Source organism: Streptosporangium sp. NBC_01469, assembly GCF_036227305.1.
GTDB lineage: Bacteria > Actinomycetota > Actinomycetes > Streptosporangiales > Streptosporangiaceae > Streptosporangium.
In genome coordinates this window covers 9,315,037-9,331,241 of record NZ_CP109465.1, presented here as the reverse complement: position 1 = coordinate 9,331,241, position 16,205 = coordinate 9,315,037, and the positions used below count along the sequence as shown (strand labels likewise).

Below are 16,205 nucleotides of genomic sequence, written 5' to 3'. Positions count from 1 at the left end.
GCGTCAATGTCGGCACCGTCCGCCCTCCCCCCTTCTCTGGTGCGCCTGCTGGCGCGGCCCGCCCCTCCCGGAACCCTCTCCGACGTCAGGCACGTCGTCTTCGTCATGCAGGAGAACAGGTCGTTCGACCACTATTTCGGCCGGATGCGCGGGGTGCGCGGCTACGGGGACCGCAACGCGGTGTCCACCCGGGCCCTCCGGCCGGTCTTCGAGCAGGACGGGATCCTGCCCTTTCCGGTAAGGGAGGCTGCTGAGCGCGCGGGAGCCGACCCGATGCTGCTCGACACCCACGACCACAGCTGGCTCGGCACGCAGAACGCCTGGGCGATGGGCTGGAACGACGCCTGGGTGCCCAACAAGGGCCCGTCCACCATGGCGTACTACGACCGTGAGGACCTTCCGTTCCACTACGAGCTGGCGGACGCGTTCACGATCTGCGACGCCTATCACTGCTCGGTGCTGAGCTCCACGACGCCGAACCGCAACTATCACGTCTCCGGACACACGGGTCATGAGCCCGGTACCGAACAGCGGGCCGTCGACAACGGCGCCTGCGAGGAGGACGGGCACCCGGGCTACTCCTGGACCACGGTGCCCGAGCTGCTGACCCGGGCCGGGCACTCCTGGCAGGTCTACCAGGAGTGGGACAACTACCAGTGCAACAACCTGGAGTTCTTCGCCGCGTTCAAGGCGGTCATGGCGAAACTGGGGCAGAGCAGCATGCACTCCTTCTACGAGAAGGTGCGCGCCTCCGAGGATCCCGCGCCGATGCTCGCCGAGCTGGCGGAGAGGGCGGCACGACTCGGCCCGGCCGACCGCGTGCTCTACGACCGGGCGCTGCGCCGCACCCGGACGGGCGGGCTGGGGGAGTGGTTCGCCGCCGACGTGGCGGCGGGACGCCTGCCCGAGGTCTCCTACGTCGTGACCTCGCTCGCCGACTCCGAACACCCGGAGGGGTCCTCGGCGGTGGAGAGCGGGAGGGTCGTCTATCGGATTCTCGACGCGCTGGCGTCGAGTCCGGAGGTGTGGGCGAGCACCGCGGTCTTCGTCACCTACGACGAGAACGACGGCTTCTTCGACCACGTCCCCCCGCCCGTCCCGCCCGACGGAACCCCGGGGGAGTTCGTCGGCGGGCGGCCTGTCGGGCTGGGCATGCGCGTCCCGATGATCGTCGTGTCGCCGTGGAGCGTGGGGGGCCACGTCTGCTCGCAGACGTTCGACCACAGCTCGACGGTCCGGTTCCTGGAGACCTGGCTCGGCATCAGGGCCCCCGACATCAGCGCCTGGCGGCGGACCGTCGCCGGAGATCTCACCTCCGCCTTCGACTTCGGCCGCCCGGCGGCGTGGCCCGCACCGGAAACACCGGTTCCCGGCGTCCCGGAGAGCGCCTCGTCCGCCCGAGGCGTCCCGCCCGGCCAGGGCGCCCCACCCGTCAGGGACGTCTCGTCCGGCCAGGGTGCCCCACCCATCCAAGGCATCTCGCTCACCCAGGGCACCCCGGCCGGCCAGGACGGCTCGACAGGCCGGGACGTGCCGGTCCTCCGGAGCGTCCCGGCCGTCCGGGGTGCCCCCATCGGCGGGGGCGTTCCGGCCGCCCAAGGCGCCCCGGCCGGCCGCTGGTACCCAGACGTCCCCGCCGAGCAGCGGATGCCCGACAGGGAACCGGGGGTCAGGCCCGCCCGCGCGCTGCCGTACCGGCCCGACGCCTCGGCGCGGACCAGTGGCCGCGCCGTCGAGATCACGATGAGCAACACCGGTACGGAGAGCGCGCACCTGGCGCTGTACGGCTACATGGGGGAACTCGTCCGGCCGATGCACTTCGACGTGCTCGGCCACGCCCGCGAGGTGGTCTACTTCCCGTGCCCCACGTACGCCCTCGTCCTCACCGGGCCGAACGGCTTCCGCCGGGAGTTCCGGGGCGGGACGGACGACCCGGTGGAGACGTCCAGCGTGATCGACGCGGTCGCGCGGACGATCGAGATCGCCGTCGTCAACACCGGTGACGAACCGGCCGACGTGACGATCTCGCCCCTGGCCTACGGCGGGACGGCGCGGACACTGCGGGTCGCGTCCCGGGGCACCGCGCGGGTGCCGTGGCGGGCCGCGACCGGATGGTACGACCTGTGGATCACCGTAGCCGGGGACGCCGCCTTCGCCCGCCGCCTGATGGGACACATCGAGAACGGCGAGCCCGGTGTCACGGGCTGACGGCCGCCGTGGAGAAATGTCGGTGCGCTCTGGTAAAGGTGACCCATGGGTGTGAGCGTGGATGAGTTCCTGGAGATGCTGAAGAAGCTGCCGGAGGTCAAGCAGAGTGACGGCGGCGAGTGGGTCTCGTTGAAGGTGCGTGACAAGGGCTTCGGCTACCTGTGGGAGAAGACGGAGACCGTGGGGCTCAAGTCGACGATCGACGAGCAGATCGCGCTGGTGGCGGAGCGGCCGGAGGTGTTCGAGGTCCAGTTCACCGCGGGCCGGTTCGGCTGGGTCGTGGTGCACCTCGCGAAGATCGACGCGGAGGAGTTGTTCGAGCTGGTCACCGAGGCGTGGTGCCTGACGGCTCCCAAACGGCTCGTCGACGCTCACGAAGCCGCGCGTTAGGTCCCCCGCGTACGGGGAGTCGCGGGGGATCCCACGGCGGCCGATGTCGCTTCACGGTGGCGGTCGCGTGCGGGTGGTTCCGTCGTACGGTGGTGGACGCACGTGGGAGACCTCGCCGGACGACCACGGTGGCGGGCACACGTGGGAGAGCTCGCCGGGCGACGAGCGGCCCGACCCGGATGCTGGGTGGGTCGGGCCGCCCGTCGTGAGACGGATCCTTCGCGAGCCTGGCCGGGGCCTGCTCCACGGGGAGAGGAGCGTGGCTCGCGCTCACAGTGGCGCTCTTCCGGCCTCCGGACCACCGGTGGCCGTGTCAGTCGCCCGTCGATCACCTGTCAGTTGTTGATCCCGCGGCCGGTACCGGTGCCGCCGATGCTGTCGCTGATGCGGCCGCCGACACCGGCGCCCCTGCCGATACGCTCGCGTCCGCGTTCGCTCATGTCGCGTCCGCGTTCGCCTCTGTGCTCGCTTCCGCGTTCGCTCATGTCGCGTCCGCGTTCGCTCATGTCGCGTCCGCGTTCGCTCATGTCGCGTCCGCGTTCGCCTCTGTGCTCGCTTCCGCGTTCGCTCATGTGCTCGCGCCTGCGTTCGCTCATGTCGCGTCCGCGTTCGCCTCTGTGCTCGCTTCCGCGCTCGCTCATGTGCTCGCGCCTGCGCTCGCCCCTGTATTCGCGTTCGCCTCTGTAGTCGCGTCCGTGCTCGCGCCTGTAGTCGCGTCCGTGCTCGCGCCGGGCACGGCACCTGTCGGGGTTCTTGTACTCGCTGCAGGGCTTCAGGGCGGAGTTGAGGGTTGCCGGGGTGGTCAGGGCCATGGTGTCCGCGGCGGCGAACGAGGCCGGCATCGCCGCGGGGACGATGAGAGCGGAGGCCATCATGGCTCCGGCTGCGAGAGCGTTCCTGATTTTGGTCATGGCAGATCACTCCACGTCGAATCGGTGTCGAATCGGTCGAGCCCTGGGTGATGCCCCGGGCTGGCGGAGCGCCGTGTGGCGTCGAGAACGACGCCGACACGATGCGTAACCTACCCTCACGGTAAGTGGAGGGAGCCGCAGGAGTCTGCTAGTGGAACTCAAAGCCTTGGGGCGGTCAGATTACCCGGAGGTAGCGGAAAGGAGCGGAAAAGAGGCGATCGGTAACGCTCGGCTACCGGTTTCCGTCGGAGGCTCGTGCCCCGAAAGGATGCCATCCGCGGCCGGACTGCCAGAGTTCAGTAGATCATCTCGGCCCGGAGGCCTGTTTTTCCGGGGAAATCCCGCCGATCCGGGGCCGCCGCAGCTGCCCGAACGCCGGTTTCCCCGTTCACGGCCGTACTGCTTTCCCCGGTCTCGCCCGTTGACCGCCGTGCTGATTTCCCGGCCTCGCCCGTTCGTCACCGTGCCGGGTCTTCCGCCACGGACGGTGTGGCGCCCGCGCCCGTCAGCGAGGAACTCCGGGTCCGAAGGAGGTATGCCAGGTGGACGAGGCCACGACTCGGCCCGCGACGACGACGTGACGGGGCGGCGCGTGCCGGGTCAGGGCTTCGCGGAGGGTCCGTCCTTCGAGGACGACGAGATCGGCGGGGGCCCCGGGCTCCAGGCGGTGGACGGGCAGGCCGACGACCCGCGCGGCGTCGACGGTCACCATGTCGTACAGCCGTTCCAGGGCGCCGTCGGTGCGGGCGTCGAGCAGGTGTGCGGCCAGGAAGGCCACCTCCAGGAGGTTGTGCCGCCCGAAGGGGTAGTAGGCGTCCTCGATGTCGTCCTGGCCGAGCGCGACCGGGACACCGGCGTCGGCCAGCTGGAAGACCGGCAGGTGGAGCGGTCCGGTGTGCGGATCGCTGACGAAACCGAGCCCCGCGGCGCGGCACAGCCCCGCCAGGCGGCGCAGATACGGCTCCGGGTAGAGTGCCATCGCCCTGGCGTGCTGGGCGCTGCCGCGTCCGATCATGTTCCGCGCCAGCAGTTCCCGCGCCAGCATCTCGGCCGTGCGCAGCCCCGGATCTCCCGCGTCGTCGACCAGCATGGCGACGCGCAGGCCGTGCCGCTGGGCGAGGCCGACCATGCGCCGCACGTGCTCGGCGGCGTCGGCGTCGGTCCACTCGATCCAGGGGATGCCGCCCACCACGTCGGCGCCGCGCCGTACGGCCTCGGCGACGAGTTCCTCGGTTCCGGGTTCGCGGAGCAGCCCGTCCTGCGGGAACGCCACCACCCGCACGTCGACCACGCCGCGAAACTCCTCGCGCAGTGCCAGCAGGGCCTCCAGCCCGGTGAGTCCCGCCTTCGGGTCGATGTCGGCGAAGGCCTGCACCGCCCGGACACCGTGTCGTACGGACTCCAGGAGCACCGGTCTGGCGCGTTCGAGGACGGATTTCGCGGTCTGGCCGGTCTTGACGGCGGCGGCCGTCTCGATGGCGCCCATCGCGGCCCCCATCGCGCCCCCGGTGTACTCCGAGAGCGCGGCGGGCCCGGCCCGGTCGAGGGTGTGGACCTTGCACAGGTGCAGGTGCGCGTCCACGAAGGGCTCGGTGACCAGGGCGCCGTCCGCGTCGAGGGTCACGCCGGTCGCCGGGGCCAGGCCGGGATCGTCCTCGGCGACGAGGCTGATGAGCCCGCCCGTGGCGGCCAGCGACCACCTGCCGGGACGGCCGCGCAGGGTGGCGTTCCTGATGAGGAGATCCGGAGTGTCCATGGCAGCACGGTAGAAGCACACCCGCCAGGACCGTGACGGCCAGATCTGCCAAGCCGAGGGAGCGGGATGGGGGCGGCGTGCCCTCACCAGGAGCTGGAAGCTCGACCGCGGCTGGGACGAGGTGAAAGTTCCCCGATCCGTTGACACTTGGAAAGTGCTTTCCTGTGGTGTTCATTGCCCGCCGACACGGACGTGTTCACTCATGTGAGCGGTGCGCACTCGCTGGGGGATCCGGAACGCAGGCCACAGATCAGCCATGCCGACCGACCCTGGTGATGAGTTGTCGCGCCCGCATCCGTCATACCTATGACGGGACACGACGAGGCGGAAGGATGACGTGATGAGTGTGGACACGCGGCTGGAGGAGCTGGGCGTGAGCGGTCTGGGCGAGGTCGACGAGCCGGCGTTCTCGGGGCTGGCGGAGCGGCACCGGCGGGAGCTGCACGTGCACTGCTACCGGATGCTCGGGTCGTTCGAGGACGCCGAGGACACCGTGCAGGAGACGTTCCTCCGTGCCTGGCGGCGGCGGGAGACCTTCGAGGGGCGGTCGACGTTCCGGGCCTGGCTGTACCGGATCGCCACCAACGCCTGCCTGGACCTGCTCGCCAAGTGCCGCCCGGAGCCTGCGACCGGCGGCGAGGTGCTGTGGCTGCAGCCCTACCCGGACCGGCTGCTCGACGAGCTGCCCGCGGGCGGCGCGGACGAGCCGGAGACCGTCGCCGTCGCGCGGGAGACGATCGAGCTGGCGTACCTGGTCGCAGTCCAGCACCTCGCGCCGCGCCCGCGGGCCGTGCTGATCCTGCGGGACGTGCTCGGCTGGCCGGCGAAGGACGTCGCGGAGCTCCTCGGGGACTCCGTCAACTCCGTGAACAGCGCGCTGCAGCGGGCCCACGCCGGCATGCGGGAACACCTGCCCGCCGAGCGGCAGGACTGGACCGGCGGCGAGGAGGACGCCGGGACGCGCGAGCTGGTGCGCCGCTATACCGACGCCAGCGTGGCCACGGACGTCGACGGGCTCGCCGCACTACTGCGGGACGACGTCCGCTGCTCGATGCCGCCCACGCCGGGCCTGTACGTCGGCCGCGACACGGTGGTGAACGACTGGGTCGAGAGCGGCTTCGAGGGCATGAAGAACCTGCGTGCCGTCCTCACCTCCGTGAACCGGCAGCCCGCCGTCGCCTTCTATCTCTGGCGGAAGCAGGAGGGTGCGTACCTGCCGCTGACGATCGACGTCCTGCGCGTCACCGGCGGGGCGATCACCGAGATCGTCACGTTCCACGACGACCGGTTCCCGCGGCTCGGGCTGCCGGAGCGCCTGCCGGCGGACGGCACGGAGTAGTCCCGTGCGGACGCTCGCGCTGCGCGGTGGCGCGCGTGTCGCGGTGGTCGCGGCCGAGTGGTGCGACGCGTTCGGCGTCGTCACCCGCGGGCGGGTGCAGCTGGAGCTGCGCGACGGCGAGCCCGGACCGGTCCTCGGACGCGACGCCGGGTTCTGGCTCCGCGGCACCGGCGTCCGCGCCCTGCGGAACCCCGGCCGTCGCACGGCGAGGGTGCGCATCGTCACCCCCGGGGCCAGGACCGTCACATGCCAGTCAACACACCCCTACGCCAGTCACCGAATGATGGAGGATGACATGAACAGCATGAATGACACCGGGGTCGTCGCAGGCCCGGCACCGGGCCGGGCCGGCCGCCCCCACCGGCTCCGCGGGCTCGCCGGCATCGGCTTCGTTGCCACGCTCGCAGCGATGGTGGCCACCACCCTCGCCGCTGCGCTTGCCCAGGTGGTCGGCGTCGACTTCGAGGTTCCCGATGGTGGCGAGACGATCCCGTTGCCCGGGTTCGCCGTGGTGACCGGCTTCTTCTCGGTCGTGGGCATCGTCATTGCCGTCGCTCTTCTTCGTTGGAGCGCTCGCCCCGCCAAGCGATTCGTGTGGACGGCAGTGTCGCTGACCGCGATCTCGCTGGTCCCGCCCCTCCTCTCCGGGGCAAACACCGCCACCATCACCGCCCTCCTCGGGCTACACCTCGTCCCTGCGGCGGTGATGATCCCCACCCTGGCGAGGAGCCTCCGCACCCGGACCGATTGACGATCCCGCAACGGGACAACGCGCGGCGCAAGGGCGTGCGCGAGCGCACCAACGTGGCCCCCGGTGCTGCCACCCTCCATTCCAGGTTCCTTTTCTTGGTCAATCAGCCACTCCACCCTGTCCATGTCCGAGCACATGGATGCGGTCTGCAACCTTTCATGGTCCCCGGCCGGGACACGCGTCGTCACCGCCTCGCGTGACGGAACCGGCCGGGTGTGGGACGCCTTTACCGGGCGGACGCCTGCCGTGCTCTCCGGCCATGAGGGGAAGATCGTACGGCTCCCGTGCCGTGTCCCGTACGGGATCGCCGCATGCCTTCCTCTCCCGCCCGAGCCAGGCCGTAGGCGAAGTCAGGGCCAGAGGTGGAGCGCCGGGTCGTCGAGGGCGTCGACGACGTCCCGATCTCGCAGGACATGTTCTAGGCCGGGGAGGTGACGGTAGCGGAGCATGGCGTGGAGGACGTCGGCGAAGGGCTGGTCGGGCAGCGACCTGGCGATCTCATCGATGAGGAGGACACCCAACACGTTGATCATGGGCTTGGGCTTCGGGTTCTCCCCGGTACGAGGGGAGAGCCAAGGGATCACTTTGAGGCCGGGCCCACGTGATCGGCGCAGCAGCGGGCGGCGTCTTCTCGGAGTTGCTCGTAGGAGCGGTTTCGGCCCGAGGGGTTCGCGGTCAAGCCCATTGTCACGGCCTGGCTGAGGACCTCCGGCGCGTCGGCCTCCCGGTAGCGGCGGCCCGATCCGCTGACCTCTCGCATGAGCACCCGCTTGGGATCGGCCAGTCGCCCGGTGTCCCTGCCACGATGTCGGGCGGGTACCGACCACGAGCCGCATACGGCGGTGAGCGCGTCGGGAAACAGCAGCAGCCAGGACTCGATCTCCGCCACGGCCAGGGCATAGTGCGCCGTACCCAGGGCGGCCTCCAACGCCTTCTCCACCCGTAGGCGAATTGCCGGGTAGCGGTCGTCGTCGACCGCGTCGAGATCCTCGTGAACGAACACGCACGCCACCGTCGTGTCATCGCGTACGGCCCTCGCGCGGACCTTGCGGGCGAGGGTCTCCGCGCGAGCGGCGAGGTTCGCCCCGGTGGCCTGGTGCAGTCGCACCGGATCGCCGATCTCCACGATCCGCCCGCGCATCTCCGGACAGAACTCCTCCAGGAGGATCCGGAGACCGAGCCGGTCGTTCCGATCCTCACCGGCGACGACCACGATCGGTTTCCTGGTCGGCCGGATGCGGGTTCCCCCGCGCCTGCTCACAGATCGCCCCCCAGCGCACCGGAGAACCACAGCTCTCCCAGGGGCATTCCCTCGCTGGCTCGTACGATCTTCTCGACCTGGGCGGTCGAAACCGCCGGGATTACAGAGGAACCGTCCTCCGCTCGTTCACACACGATGAGTTCCTCGGGTTTGAGCCGGTCGGCGAGAGCCGGCGAATGCGTGGCGATGATGAACTGCGTCCTGTCGCTCGCCTCCCGGACCCGCTCGACGAGGATCTCCAACGCCTGCGGATGCAGGCCGTGATCGATCTCCTCGACGCAGGTGAGCGCGGGCGGACTGGGGTCGTAGAGCATCGCGAGAAGACCCAGCAGGCGGATCGTGCCGTAGGAGGCGTCGAGCAGCGAGGTGGGTTCGCGCAGCCCGCGCTCCCTGAGAACCACCACGACGGAACGAGCGCCCCCGGACGGGTAGTCGAAATCGAGTGCTTCGAGCTGGGGGAGCACCTCCACAGCGTCGGCCTGGAGCCGCTCCCACGCCTCCTCGTCGGTGCTCCGCAGAGTCAGCAGGAACCTCGCCAGATTGGAGGCGTCGTCTGCGATGGCCTCGTACCCGCTCCGGGAAACACGCGACGGCATGCGTGCACGGTGGACGTAGACGTCGAAGACGCGGAAGGTGGTGAGGAAATCGGCCAGGGCCACCACCTCTCGCCCGCCGAAATTCTCCGACAGCCGGGGCAGAGTGGACAGGCCGGTGCTGAACGGCTGGATTCCGACCTCCATCACCGCGGTGCGCCGCTCGGACTCGTCGTCCGAGATCACCTCGTCGGCCCCGTACTGTGAACTCGCGGCTCGCTCACCCGACACCTCGATCCGGTTCCGCCAGCCGCCAGCCCGGCTGAGGTGGAAGATCTCCTCCCGTGCCGGCGGACTACCGTTGATCCTCAAGCGATACACATCAAGCGGGGACCCGGATGTCTCGGCTACGGACCAGTGCCCTTTCAAGCCGATCCGGATGTGGTCCGGCCTCGGTTCGCCGCCCCGGAACACCAGCTCGTCAAAGCCGCCTCGGTCCTCAAGCGCCGGTCCCAGGTCGGTCCGGACGATGTCGGCCAGGAAGTCGAACACCCTCAGCACGTTCGTCTTGCCCGCGCCGTTGGGCCCGACCAGCACGTTGACCGGTCCCAGCGGCAGCGACACCTTCCGCAGGCTCCGGAAGTTCTCCACTTCCAGCTCAACCAACCGCCCAGCCATCAACCCCACCTCTTCCTGCCCGGCGCCGACGAGAGCCGTCCGGCGAGCCGCCTCCCGAGCCTCATGAACCATCTTTCCCGCTCCCAGGGCACCGATTCGGCAAGATCGCCGAGAACCGGGAATCCTGCCGGGTGGTTTGGTGCCCTGGACCTCGACGCGGGCAGTCAATCATCCCGGCAGGCCATCACCCATGGATGGCAGGACACGAAGTCGGAAAGCACCTACCGGCCGCCCTCGCGCGTGGTCGGGCGGCCGGTGGGTGAGACCGTTCAGCCGAGGTCGAACTCGTCGGCCTTCACGCCGTTGACGAAGGCGTCCCACTCCGCGGGGGTGAAGAAGAGCTTGGGGCCTTCGGGGTCCTTGGAATCGCGTACGGCGATCAGGTCGGGGTGGTCGGCCTTGTGGGTGGGGCCGTCGGTGGTGTTTCTGAGCTCCGCGACCTCGACACAGTTTCCGCCGTTGCTGCCGGTAAAGCTTGACTTTTGCCACTTGGCGTTACTCAGGTCCATTTTTCCTCTGCTGTTCTTCTGATGAGGTCGATCGACATGCGCAAGGGCAACGCCTCTATGCGAATTGCCTCGAATTTTTCTACGGCTGTCGCTACATCTTCCTGATCGCTGGTAACCAGTCCGCGAACAGCCGTATCGAAATAAGCTATCTCGCTTCCGCCTTCCAGCGTAGCGATTACGAACCCCGCTTCGAGGCCCGCTCGCATACCTCCGAGAGGGACGACCTGCACGCTGAAGCGAGGGGTGATGATCGACGCCAGATGTTCTAGCTGTTCACGCATGGTCTTGGGGGTTCCGATCAGACGATGCAACACCGCCTCGTCGATCACACAGCGGAGCAGTGGTGGCGCGGGGTCTTCTCGTTTGAACACCTCCTGCCGCGCCAGGCGAGCCTGTACGGCGGCCTCATCGCCATAGAGGACTTCGAAGGCATAATCAGAGGTTTGGAGCAGCCCGGGGATCAGGATCGGTTCGTAGGTGCGCAGCACCGTCGCCGCCTGCTCCTTGTCCGGCCACTTCCCGAACCAGGCGGGGAAGACCTGCCCCTTCCGCCAATCAAGCAGCCTGGACAGCGCACTGCCGGTGCCGAGGATCGTGTCGCAGGTCTCGGCGAACTCAGGGCTGGCCGGGAGTTGCCCCGTCTCAACCCCGCTGATCAGGGATTCGCTGAAATGGATCTTTTCAGCGAGCTGGCCCTGGGTGAGGCCCGCCGCCTTCCGGTAGTGACGCAGCTCCCTGCCCCAGATTGCCTGAGGTGAGTAGAGGTCGGCCATGATGCCCTCCTTGCCGGAGTTCAACAAAAGGCTTGTGAACTCCAACCCGCGACCTTCGTAATCATTTCGCTACCAAGAGTAGTCACGTCTCGGCACGCTGAACATACGAAATCCGAGACGGAGAGAGAAACCATGGAAGAGGTCCTCAAGGCGAGCGCGGCCCTGACCGAATATCGCTACACGATGAATCCCGGTCTCTCCCCGCTGGGAGAGAAGTGGATACCGCGCGAACCGAGAGCCGTCGCCTCCGCCCGCCGGTTCGTACACGACGTCGCCGCCGACTGGAACGCGACGGGAGACATTCCGGAAATCGCCGAACTCCTGGCCTCGGAACTCGTCACCAACGCCATCGCGTATGGCTCAACGGACACCTCTGTCGAGACTCCCATTCGCATCACGGTCAGCGGAGAAAAACAACTGCTCACCGTGGACGTCTACGATTCCTGCATCGCGATCCCTCGCCTGAGGCGAGCCGACGACCTGGAAACAACCGGCCGGGGCCTCGCCATCGTCCAGAACCTCTCCCGCAACTGGGGCTGGACCCTCAACCCCTACGGCAAGTCGGTCTGGTTTCAACTGCTGGCCTGGCCATAGGTGGAGAAGCAGGTTGGGCCTGCTTGCGGAGCGGCAGGAGTTCGCCCTTGAGCCGCTCGGCCTCGGCCAGGACGTCCTTCTTCGTGGGCTCAAGCACGCAGTCGATCCGCCGCGGCACGGTGAAGGGCAGGATGGCCTTGCCGTACTCCGACCGCCGGTAATCACCGCGTAGCGGGTCGGCGACCGACCAGATGAAGTCCGCGTACTTCTGGTGGTTGCCGCTCAATGGATCCCCTTCACGTCGTCCTGCGAGGCCGATCGGACCGTACCGAGTCGCACCCCCGACGCAACGTCCAGGAACGTGCCGTCGACCCCCTCGCCACGTGCTCTGCCCGACAACGCTGGAAATGGTGTTCCATCATCCGTGAGGGCGGCAACCATTGGTTCCTTCGACGCATCCCAGTCACTTGGAGTATCCAAGTGCTCACGGAATTAGATCGAAGACCTGCGAGACGCCTCGTCGTACAGTGAAGATATGGCCATGTTGACTGTTGAGATCGACTCGGACACGGAGAGGATTCTCTCCGAGCTGACCTCCGAGGGCAGGTCCACCACCGATGTGATCCGTGAGGCGATCCAGGTGGCGGGACGACTCCGCTGGCTGGAACAGGCGCGCGCCGACGCGGAAAGACTGGCCAATGACCCGGATGATCTGGCCGAGATCCGGGCGATCCACCGTGAGTTCGGTGACGCGGATGCGGGGTGACGTCTACCGGTTACGCGCTCTCCGCGACACGGTCGGTCACGAGCAGCGAGGCGAACGATTCGCGGTGGTGTTGCAGTCGGATGCCTTCGCCACACTCTCCACCCTGGTTGTCGCCCCCACCTCGACCAGCGCGGGTCCTGCGATTTTCCGTCCTGAGATCGAACTGAACGGCAAGGCGACTCGCGTGCTCGTCGACCAGATGAGATCCACCGACCTCTCCCGGCTTGGAGACTTCGCGGACCGCCTCGACCCAGGCGAGATCCACGAGATCGGCAGAACGTTGCACGGCTTCCTCGGTCTGCTCTGCAGAGACAACAGGGAGTCGTAGCGACCTGTATGAGCGGATCAGGGCAACGCCGTCATCCGTCCCATCCGATCCGGACACCTCAGTGGCCGGATCGGATGGGGGCGGACGCGGGAACCGGCCGCTTTCGATCCTGTGAGAGACGCGTCAGCCGGTCGTGCGGAAGCTCCGGCCGTCGAAGCCGATGAAGCTGTGGATGTCGTTGGCGGGGAAGGTGAGTGCCTGACCCGTGCAGTCCGTCGTCCGGTAGACCAGGATGGACGTGTCGGTGTTGTTGAACTCGGAGTGCACCGTGAACGGCAGCGTCGTGCAACCGGTCCCCGGGTTCGCGTAGGTCACGGACTGGCCGGTGAAGGCGCCGGACCAGAAGGTGACGCCCGAAGGCGACGAGTTCGCGGCGGCGGGGGCGGCGGTGGCGAGCACGGCGCAGAGCGAGGCGGCGCTCGCGAGGCCCAGTGCGATCTTGACCTTGAAAGTAGACATGGTTTCTTCCCCTTGTCTGCAACGGTGCGGCGAAGCGTCGCACCTACGGTGTCCGCCGCTGAAGATGACCTGAAGGGCGACGCGACCATTGTGTTGAACTTTCAAGTATCAATGATCCTTCCTATCGCGTACGGAGGCAACCGGCCGCAGGGCGAGCGATTCCAGGAGTTTCGCGACCCGCTCCACGTCGGCCTCGGTGGTGCGCCAGTTGCTGAACGCGGCGCGCAACGCGGGCACCCCCTCGTGGACGGTCGGCGTGAGGAAGGCCTCACCGGACTCGGTGATCGCCTCGGCCACCTCACCGATCCGGGCCGGGGTCGGGGAGGAGGCGAGGGTGAAGCAGACCACGTTGAGCCGGACGGGGGCGAGCAGCCGGTAGGCGGGCATCGCGGAGATCCGCTCGCCGAGCCCGGCGGCGAGGGCGACGCAGCGCCGGACGATCTCCGCGTGCCCCTCGCGCCCGTACGCGGCCAGGGTGAACCAGGCCGGCAGCGCACGCAGGCGCCGTGAGTTCTCCGGCGTCAGGTGCACGAAGTCGGGGTCGTCGCCCACCGGGGTGAGATAGGCGGCGGAGTTCTGGAAGACGCGGGCCTGCAGATCGCGGCGGCGGGTGAAGTGGATCGCGCTGTCGTAGGGCACGTTCAGCCACTTGTGCAGGTCCACGCAGACCGAGTCGGCCTCCCCGAGGCCCGCGACGAGGTGGGCGTGCTCGGGGGAGAGCACGGCGAAGGCACCGAACGCGGCATCCACGTGCAGCCAGAACCGGTGATGCTTGCGCAGGGCCGCGATGGCGCGCAGGTCGTCGTAGTCGACGGTGTTCACCGTGCCGGAGTTGGCGACCACGATCGCCGGCGCGCCGTCCAGCCGGTCGAGCTCCTCGGCGAGCCGGTCCACGTCCACCGCCTCCCGGCCTGGCAGGAGGCCGACCCGCCGGATCGCCGACCGTCCCAGGCCGAGCATGGACAGCGACTTGACGACGCTGGAGTGAGGGCTTCCCGACAGCACCGTCACCGGCCCGAGCGCGGCGGCGCCCTCCTCGGCCGGCGACACGCCGCGCAGCTCGCCCAGCCACTCCCTGGCGACCGCCAGGCCCGCGAAGTTGGACATGGTCGCGCCGCTGACGAACGTCCCCTCGTGCTCGGGCGGCAGTCCGAAGAGGTCGCGCAGCCAGGCGGCCGTCTCCCGTTCGAGGTCCGGGGCGAGCGAGTCCATACCCGAGGTGGGGTTCTGGTCGAGGGTGCCGGTCAGCCAGTCGCCCGCTAGCGCGGCGGGCGTCACGCCACCCGTGACGAAGCCCAGGTAACGGCCGGAACCGGCCGCGAAGCCCGGCTCCCACCGGCGCGAGAACTCCTCCATCGCCCCTTCCACGCCGATCCCCGTCTCCGGCAGGGACGTGGGCGCGGGTCTCACCGGCGTCCGCGCCACCGGCCGGTCGCCGAGCCCGGCGAGGAGGCGCACGGCGTACGCGCGGGTGGTCTCCAGCAGCTCGGGGACGCGGTCGCGGTCGGCCTCGAGCGACCGGTGGCCGCCGCCGGTGTGTGACGGTTCGTGGGTGTGCGGAGTGCCCGCGTCGTGTCTGGCGTCCATTCTTCGACGTTACGGGACGGTCCTGCTGGTCATCGTCCAATCACGGCAAACCGGATCAGTGCCCGAGCCCCGCACCGCCCCCGCCGAGACCCTCGGCCGGGTCGTCGGGTCGTCGGGCGGCTCAGGCCGGCCATCAGGCCTGGAGGGGCCGCCGCCCGCGACTCCTGGGCGCACCCGCCGCATCCCGGAGGGCGGTCTCAGGGCTGGACGCGCCGCGATTCCCGCTCCCGCGAGGGACGGTGAGCCCATGGACGTGAGCTCACAGACATCTGCTCAGGAACGTCGGCTCACGGACGTCAGCTCACGAAGGAGATGGACGGGCGGACCCGGACGGCCTCGCCCAGCGCCCAGCGCATCCGGCTCGCGTACGCCTCGGGATGGTCCCCGGCCTCCTGGGCGACGAGGGCCGCGCAACCGGAGAGATCCGCGTGGCGGGCACGGAGCTGACCTTCGATGATCATGCGCACCTGGTCCGGAGAGGGGTGGTCCGAGGCCTGCAGCGCGGAGACGAAGAGAACCTGTGCCAGATCGGACACATTCATCGGGGTCGTCATCATGTGATCCTTTCCTGGGAGGCGGGGGAGGGCCTGTGGGATTCCCGCCGCGTCCCCGTCAGTCGTTCACCCCTCCATCATCCCTCCGGGGACCGACATTTTCCCCCCGTCACCGACCCCTTCCACCCCTATTTTCCGGCGAATAATGAGATGTGACGCGCGGCGGTGGCGGCTACCGTTGGAAACGCCTCGGAGTTCGGAAACGAAACCGGCCGTCCATCGCGGGAAGGGCGCGCCGGAGCCGTCTCCGGAATGCGAGGCTCCGACAACTGGATAACACGCTTCCCCGGTGCGAAGGCCGCGGATACTTCGCTCTTCCAAAGCGAGGGTCCGGGTTCGACTCCCGGCTCCGGCTCAGGGCCGGTGTGGTGTAACGGCAGCACGTCAGGCCCGCGGCCGACCTTGACCTCGGGGAAGTCCACACATTCACAGAGACCTTCCCGGTGCGAAGGCAACGGTTACTTCGATTCGAGATCGAGCGGACCGGGTTCGATTCCCGGCGCGCCGCCCAAACCCGTGCGGCGCGTGGTGTAAAGGCAGCACGCTTTCGTTCCGTCGCCGACTCCGATCTCGGGAAGGTCAGATAAAACGTCCACGCACCTCCCGGTGCGCCGATCGCGGTTACTTCCAGGTTCGACTCCTGGCGGCTCCACTCAGCGGGGCCGCCGCCCGGCAGGCCGGGCACACCGCGGTCACCTCGATCTCGGGAGGAGCACGGCTTCACGTGCGTGCCCGGTGCGCAGGGGAGGGTTACTTCCACTGTTAATGGGGTTGTCGCCGGTTCGAGTCCGGTCGCGGTTCCGGCCGCGTAGCTCAGTCAGGAAGAGCGCCTGTACCTTCCTCGCTTCGACCTCGGGCACGCCCACGT

Annotated in this window: 19 protein-coding genes and 2 tRNA genes; 10 read left to right on the top strand and 11 right to left on the bottom strand. The window is 68.8% G+C overall.

Annotation, left to right across the window (positions count from 1 at the left end; translation table 11 throughout):
* Positions 1 to 6 precede the first annotated feature (6 nt).
* Positions 7 to 2,208 carry an alkaline phosphatase family protein gene (locus OG587_RS40620; RefSeq protein WP_329084161.1) on the top strand — a complete coding sequence of 734 codons (2,202 nt, stop codon included), beginning with the start codon at positions 7 to 9 and terminating at the stop codon, positions 2,206 to 2,208.
* Positions 2,209 to 2,253: 45 nt separating this feature from the next.
* Entirely contained in the window at positions 2,254 to 2,598 is a 345-nt protein-coding gene (locus tag OG587_RS40615; RefSeq protein ID WP_329084160.1) for an MmcQ/YjbR family DNA-binding protein, read from the top strand.
* 335 nt (positions 2,599 to 2,933) lie between these two features.
* Here the strand turns inward: OG587_RS40615 and OG587_RS40610 are convergent, their stop codons facing one another.
* Together OG587_RS40610 and OG587_RS40605 are read right to left on the bottom strand one after the other, a co-directional pair.
* Entirely contained in the window at positions 2,934 to 3,509 is a 576-nt protein-coding gene (locus OG587_RS40610) for a hypothetical protein (RefSeq protein ID WP_329084159.1), read from the bottom strand.
* 505 nt (positions 3,510 to 4,014) lie between these two features.
* On the bottom strand, positions 4,015 to 5,265 hold the full coding sequence (locus tag OG587_RS40605; RefSeq protein ID WP_329084158.1) for an amidohydrolase family protein: 1,251 nt from the start codon (positions 5,263 to 5,265) through the stop codon (positions 4,015 to 4,017).
* 340 nt (positions 5,266 to 5,605) lie between these two features.
* Between OG587_RS40605 and OG587_RS40600 the strand changes: the two genes are divergently transcribed.
* The 3 genes from OG587_RS40600 (at position 5,606) to OG587_RS47420 (ending at position 7,790) form a co-directional block, all read left to right on the top strand.
* Positions 5,606 to 6,604: an RNA polymerase subunit sigma-70 gene (locus OG587_RS40600; RefSeq protein WP_329084157.1), complete on the top strand. Its 999-nt coding sequence runs from the start codon at positions 5,606 to 5,608 to the stop codon at positions 6,602 to 6,604.
* 4 nt (positions 6,605 to 6,608) lie between these two features.
* Positions 6,609 to 7,355: a DUF6069 family protein gene (locus OG587_RS40595; RefSeq protein WP_329084156.1), complete on the top strand. Its 747-nt coding sequence runs from the start codon at positions 6,609 to 6,611 to the stop codon at positions 7,353 to 7,355.
* A gap of 123 nt (positions 7,356 to 7,478) precedes the next feature.
* On the top strand, positions 7,479 to 7,790 hold the full coding sequence (locus OG587_RS47420) for a hypothetical protein (RefSeq protein ID WP_443075336.1): 312 nt from the start codon (positions 7,479 to 7,481) through the stop codon (positions 7,788 to 7,790).
* Here the strand turns inward: OG587_RS47420 and OG587_RS40590 are convergent.
* The 5 genes from OG587_RS40590 to OG587_RS40570 all read right to left on the bottom strand — a co-directional run bounded on the left by OG587_RS40590 (position 7,706) and on the right by OG587_RS40570 (position 11,109).
* Entirely contained in the window at positions 7,706 to 7,888 is a 183-nt protein-coding gene (locus OG587_RS40590; RefSeq protein ID WP_329084155.1) for a hypothetical protein, read from the bottom strand. The genes OG587_RS47420 and OG587_RS40590 overlap by 85 nt on opposite strands.
* Before the next feature lie 47 nt (positions 7,889 to 7,935).
* Positions 7,936 to 8,616, bottom strand: a complete 681-nt coding sequence (locus tag OG587_RS40585) for a hypothetical protein (RefSeq protein ID WP_329084154.1) — start codon at positions 8,614 to 8,616, stop codon at positions 7,936 to 7,938.
* Positions 8,613 to 9,827 (bottom strand): AAA family ATPase, encoded by a 1,215-nt coding sequence (locus OG587_RS40580; protein ID WP_329084153.1) that lies wholly within the window; start codon positions 9,825 to 9,827, stop codon positions 8,613 to 8,615. The genes OG587_RS40585 and OG587_RS40580 overlap by 4 nt, the downstream gene beginning before the upstream one ends.
* Positions 9,828 to 10,096: 269 nt before the next feature.
* Positions 10,097 to 10,336: a DUF397 domain-containing protein gene (locus tag OG587_RS40575; RefSeq protein ID WP_329084152.1), complete on the bottom strand. Its 240-nt coding sequence runs from the start codon at positions 10,334 to 10,336 to the stop codon at positions 10,097 to 10,099.
* Positions 10,327 to 11,109 carry a helix-turn-helix domain-containing protein gene (locus tag OG587_RS40570; RefSeq protein WP_329084151.1) on the bottom strand — a complete coding sequence of 261 codons (783 nt, stop codon included), beginning with the start codon at positions 11,107 to 11,109 and terminating at the stop codon, positions 10,327 to 10,329. The genes OG587_RS40575 and OG587_RS40570 overlap by 10 nt, the downstream gene beginning before the upstream one ends.
* A 132-nt stretch (positions 11,110 to 11,241) precedes the next feature.
* Between OG587_RS40570 and OG587_RS40565 the strand changes: the two genes are divergently transcribed.
* Entirely contained in the window at positions 11,242 to 11,703 is a 462-nt protein-coding gene (locus tag OG587_RS40565; protein ID WP_329084150.1) for an ATP-binding protein, read from the top strand.
* Here OG587_RS40565 and OG587_RS40560 read toward each other — a convergent pair.
* A complete protein-coding gene (locus OG587_RS40560; protein ID WP_329084149.1) occupies positions 11,654 to 11,929 on the bottom strand; it encodes a type I restriction-modification system subunit M N-terminal domain-containing protein in 276 nt (91 codons plus the stop codon). The two genes, OG587_RS40565 and OG587_RS40560, sit on opposite strands and share 50 nt — an antisense overlap.
* A 255-nt stretch (positions 11,930 to 12,184) precedes the next feature.
* Between OG587_RS40560 and OG587_RS40555 the strand changes: the two genes are divergently transcribed.
* Together OG587_RS40555 and OG587_RS40550 are read left to right on the top strand one after the other, a co-directional pair.
* Positions 12,185 to 12,409, top strand: a complete 225-nt coding sequence (locus OG587_RS40555) for a hypothetical protein (protein WP_329084148.1) — start codon at positions 12,185 to 12,187, stop codon at positions 12,407 to 12,409.
* Positions 12,399 to 12,737, top strand: coding sequence for a type II toxin-antitoxin system PemK/MazF family toxin (locus tag OG587_RS40550; RefSeq protein ID WP_329094153.1), 339 nt, complete (start codon positions 12,399 to 12,401; stop codon positions 12,735 to 12,737). The genes OG587_RS40555 and OG587_RS40550 overlap by 11 nt, the downstream gene beginning before the upstream one ends.
* A gap of 123 nt (positions 12,738 to 12,860) precedes the next feature.
* Here OG587_RS40550 and OG587_RS40545 read toward each other — a convergent pair whose 3' ends face one another.
* From OG587_RS40545 to OG587_RS40535, 3 genes are all read right to left on the bottom strand, one after another.
* The gene (locus tag OG587_RS40545) at positions 12,861 to 13,196 is read right to left on the bottom strand and encodes a hypothetical protein (RefSeq protein ID WP_329084147.1); all 336 of its coding nucleotides are present in this window, start codon (positions 13,194 to 13,196) and stop codon (positions 12,861 to 12,863) included.
* Positions 13,197 to 13,304: 108 nt separating this feature from the next.
* The gene (locus tag OG587_RS40540) at positions 13,305 to 14,783 is read right to left on the bottom strand and encodes a pyridoxal phosphate-dependent decarboxylase family protein (RefSeq protein WP_329084146.1); all 1,479 of its coding nucleotides are present in this window, start codon (positions 14,781 to 14,783) and stop codon (positions 13,305 to 13,307) included.
* 296 nt (positions 14,784 to 15,079) lie between these two features.
* Positions 15,080 to 15,325 carry a hypothetical protein gene (locus OG587_RS40535; protein WP_329084145.1) on the bottom strand — a complete coding sequence of 82 codons (246 nt, stop codon included), beginning with the start codon at positions 15,323 to 15,325 and terminating at the stop codon, positions 15,080 to 15,082.
* Between the two features lie 259 nt (positions 15,326 to 15,584).
* On the opposite strand from OG587_RS40535, the gene OG587_RS40530 reads away from it, so the two are divergent.
* Positions 15,585 to 15,692 (top strand) — tRNA-Ser (locus OG587_RS40530).
* A gap of 86 nt (positions 15,693 to 15,778) precedes the next feature.
* Positions 15,779 to 15,848: transfer RNA gene (locus OG587_RS40525), tRNA-OTHER, on the top strand.
* The last annotated feature ends 357 nt before the right edge of the window (positions 15,849 to 16,205 follow it).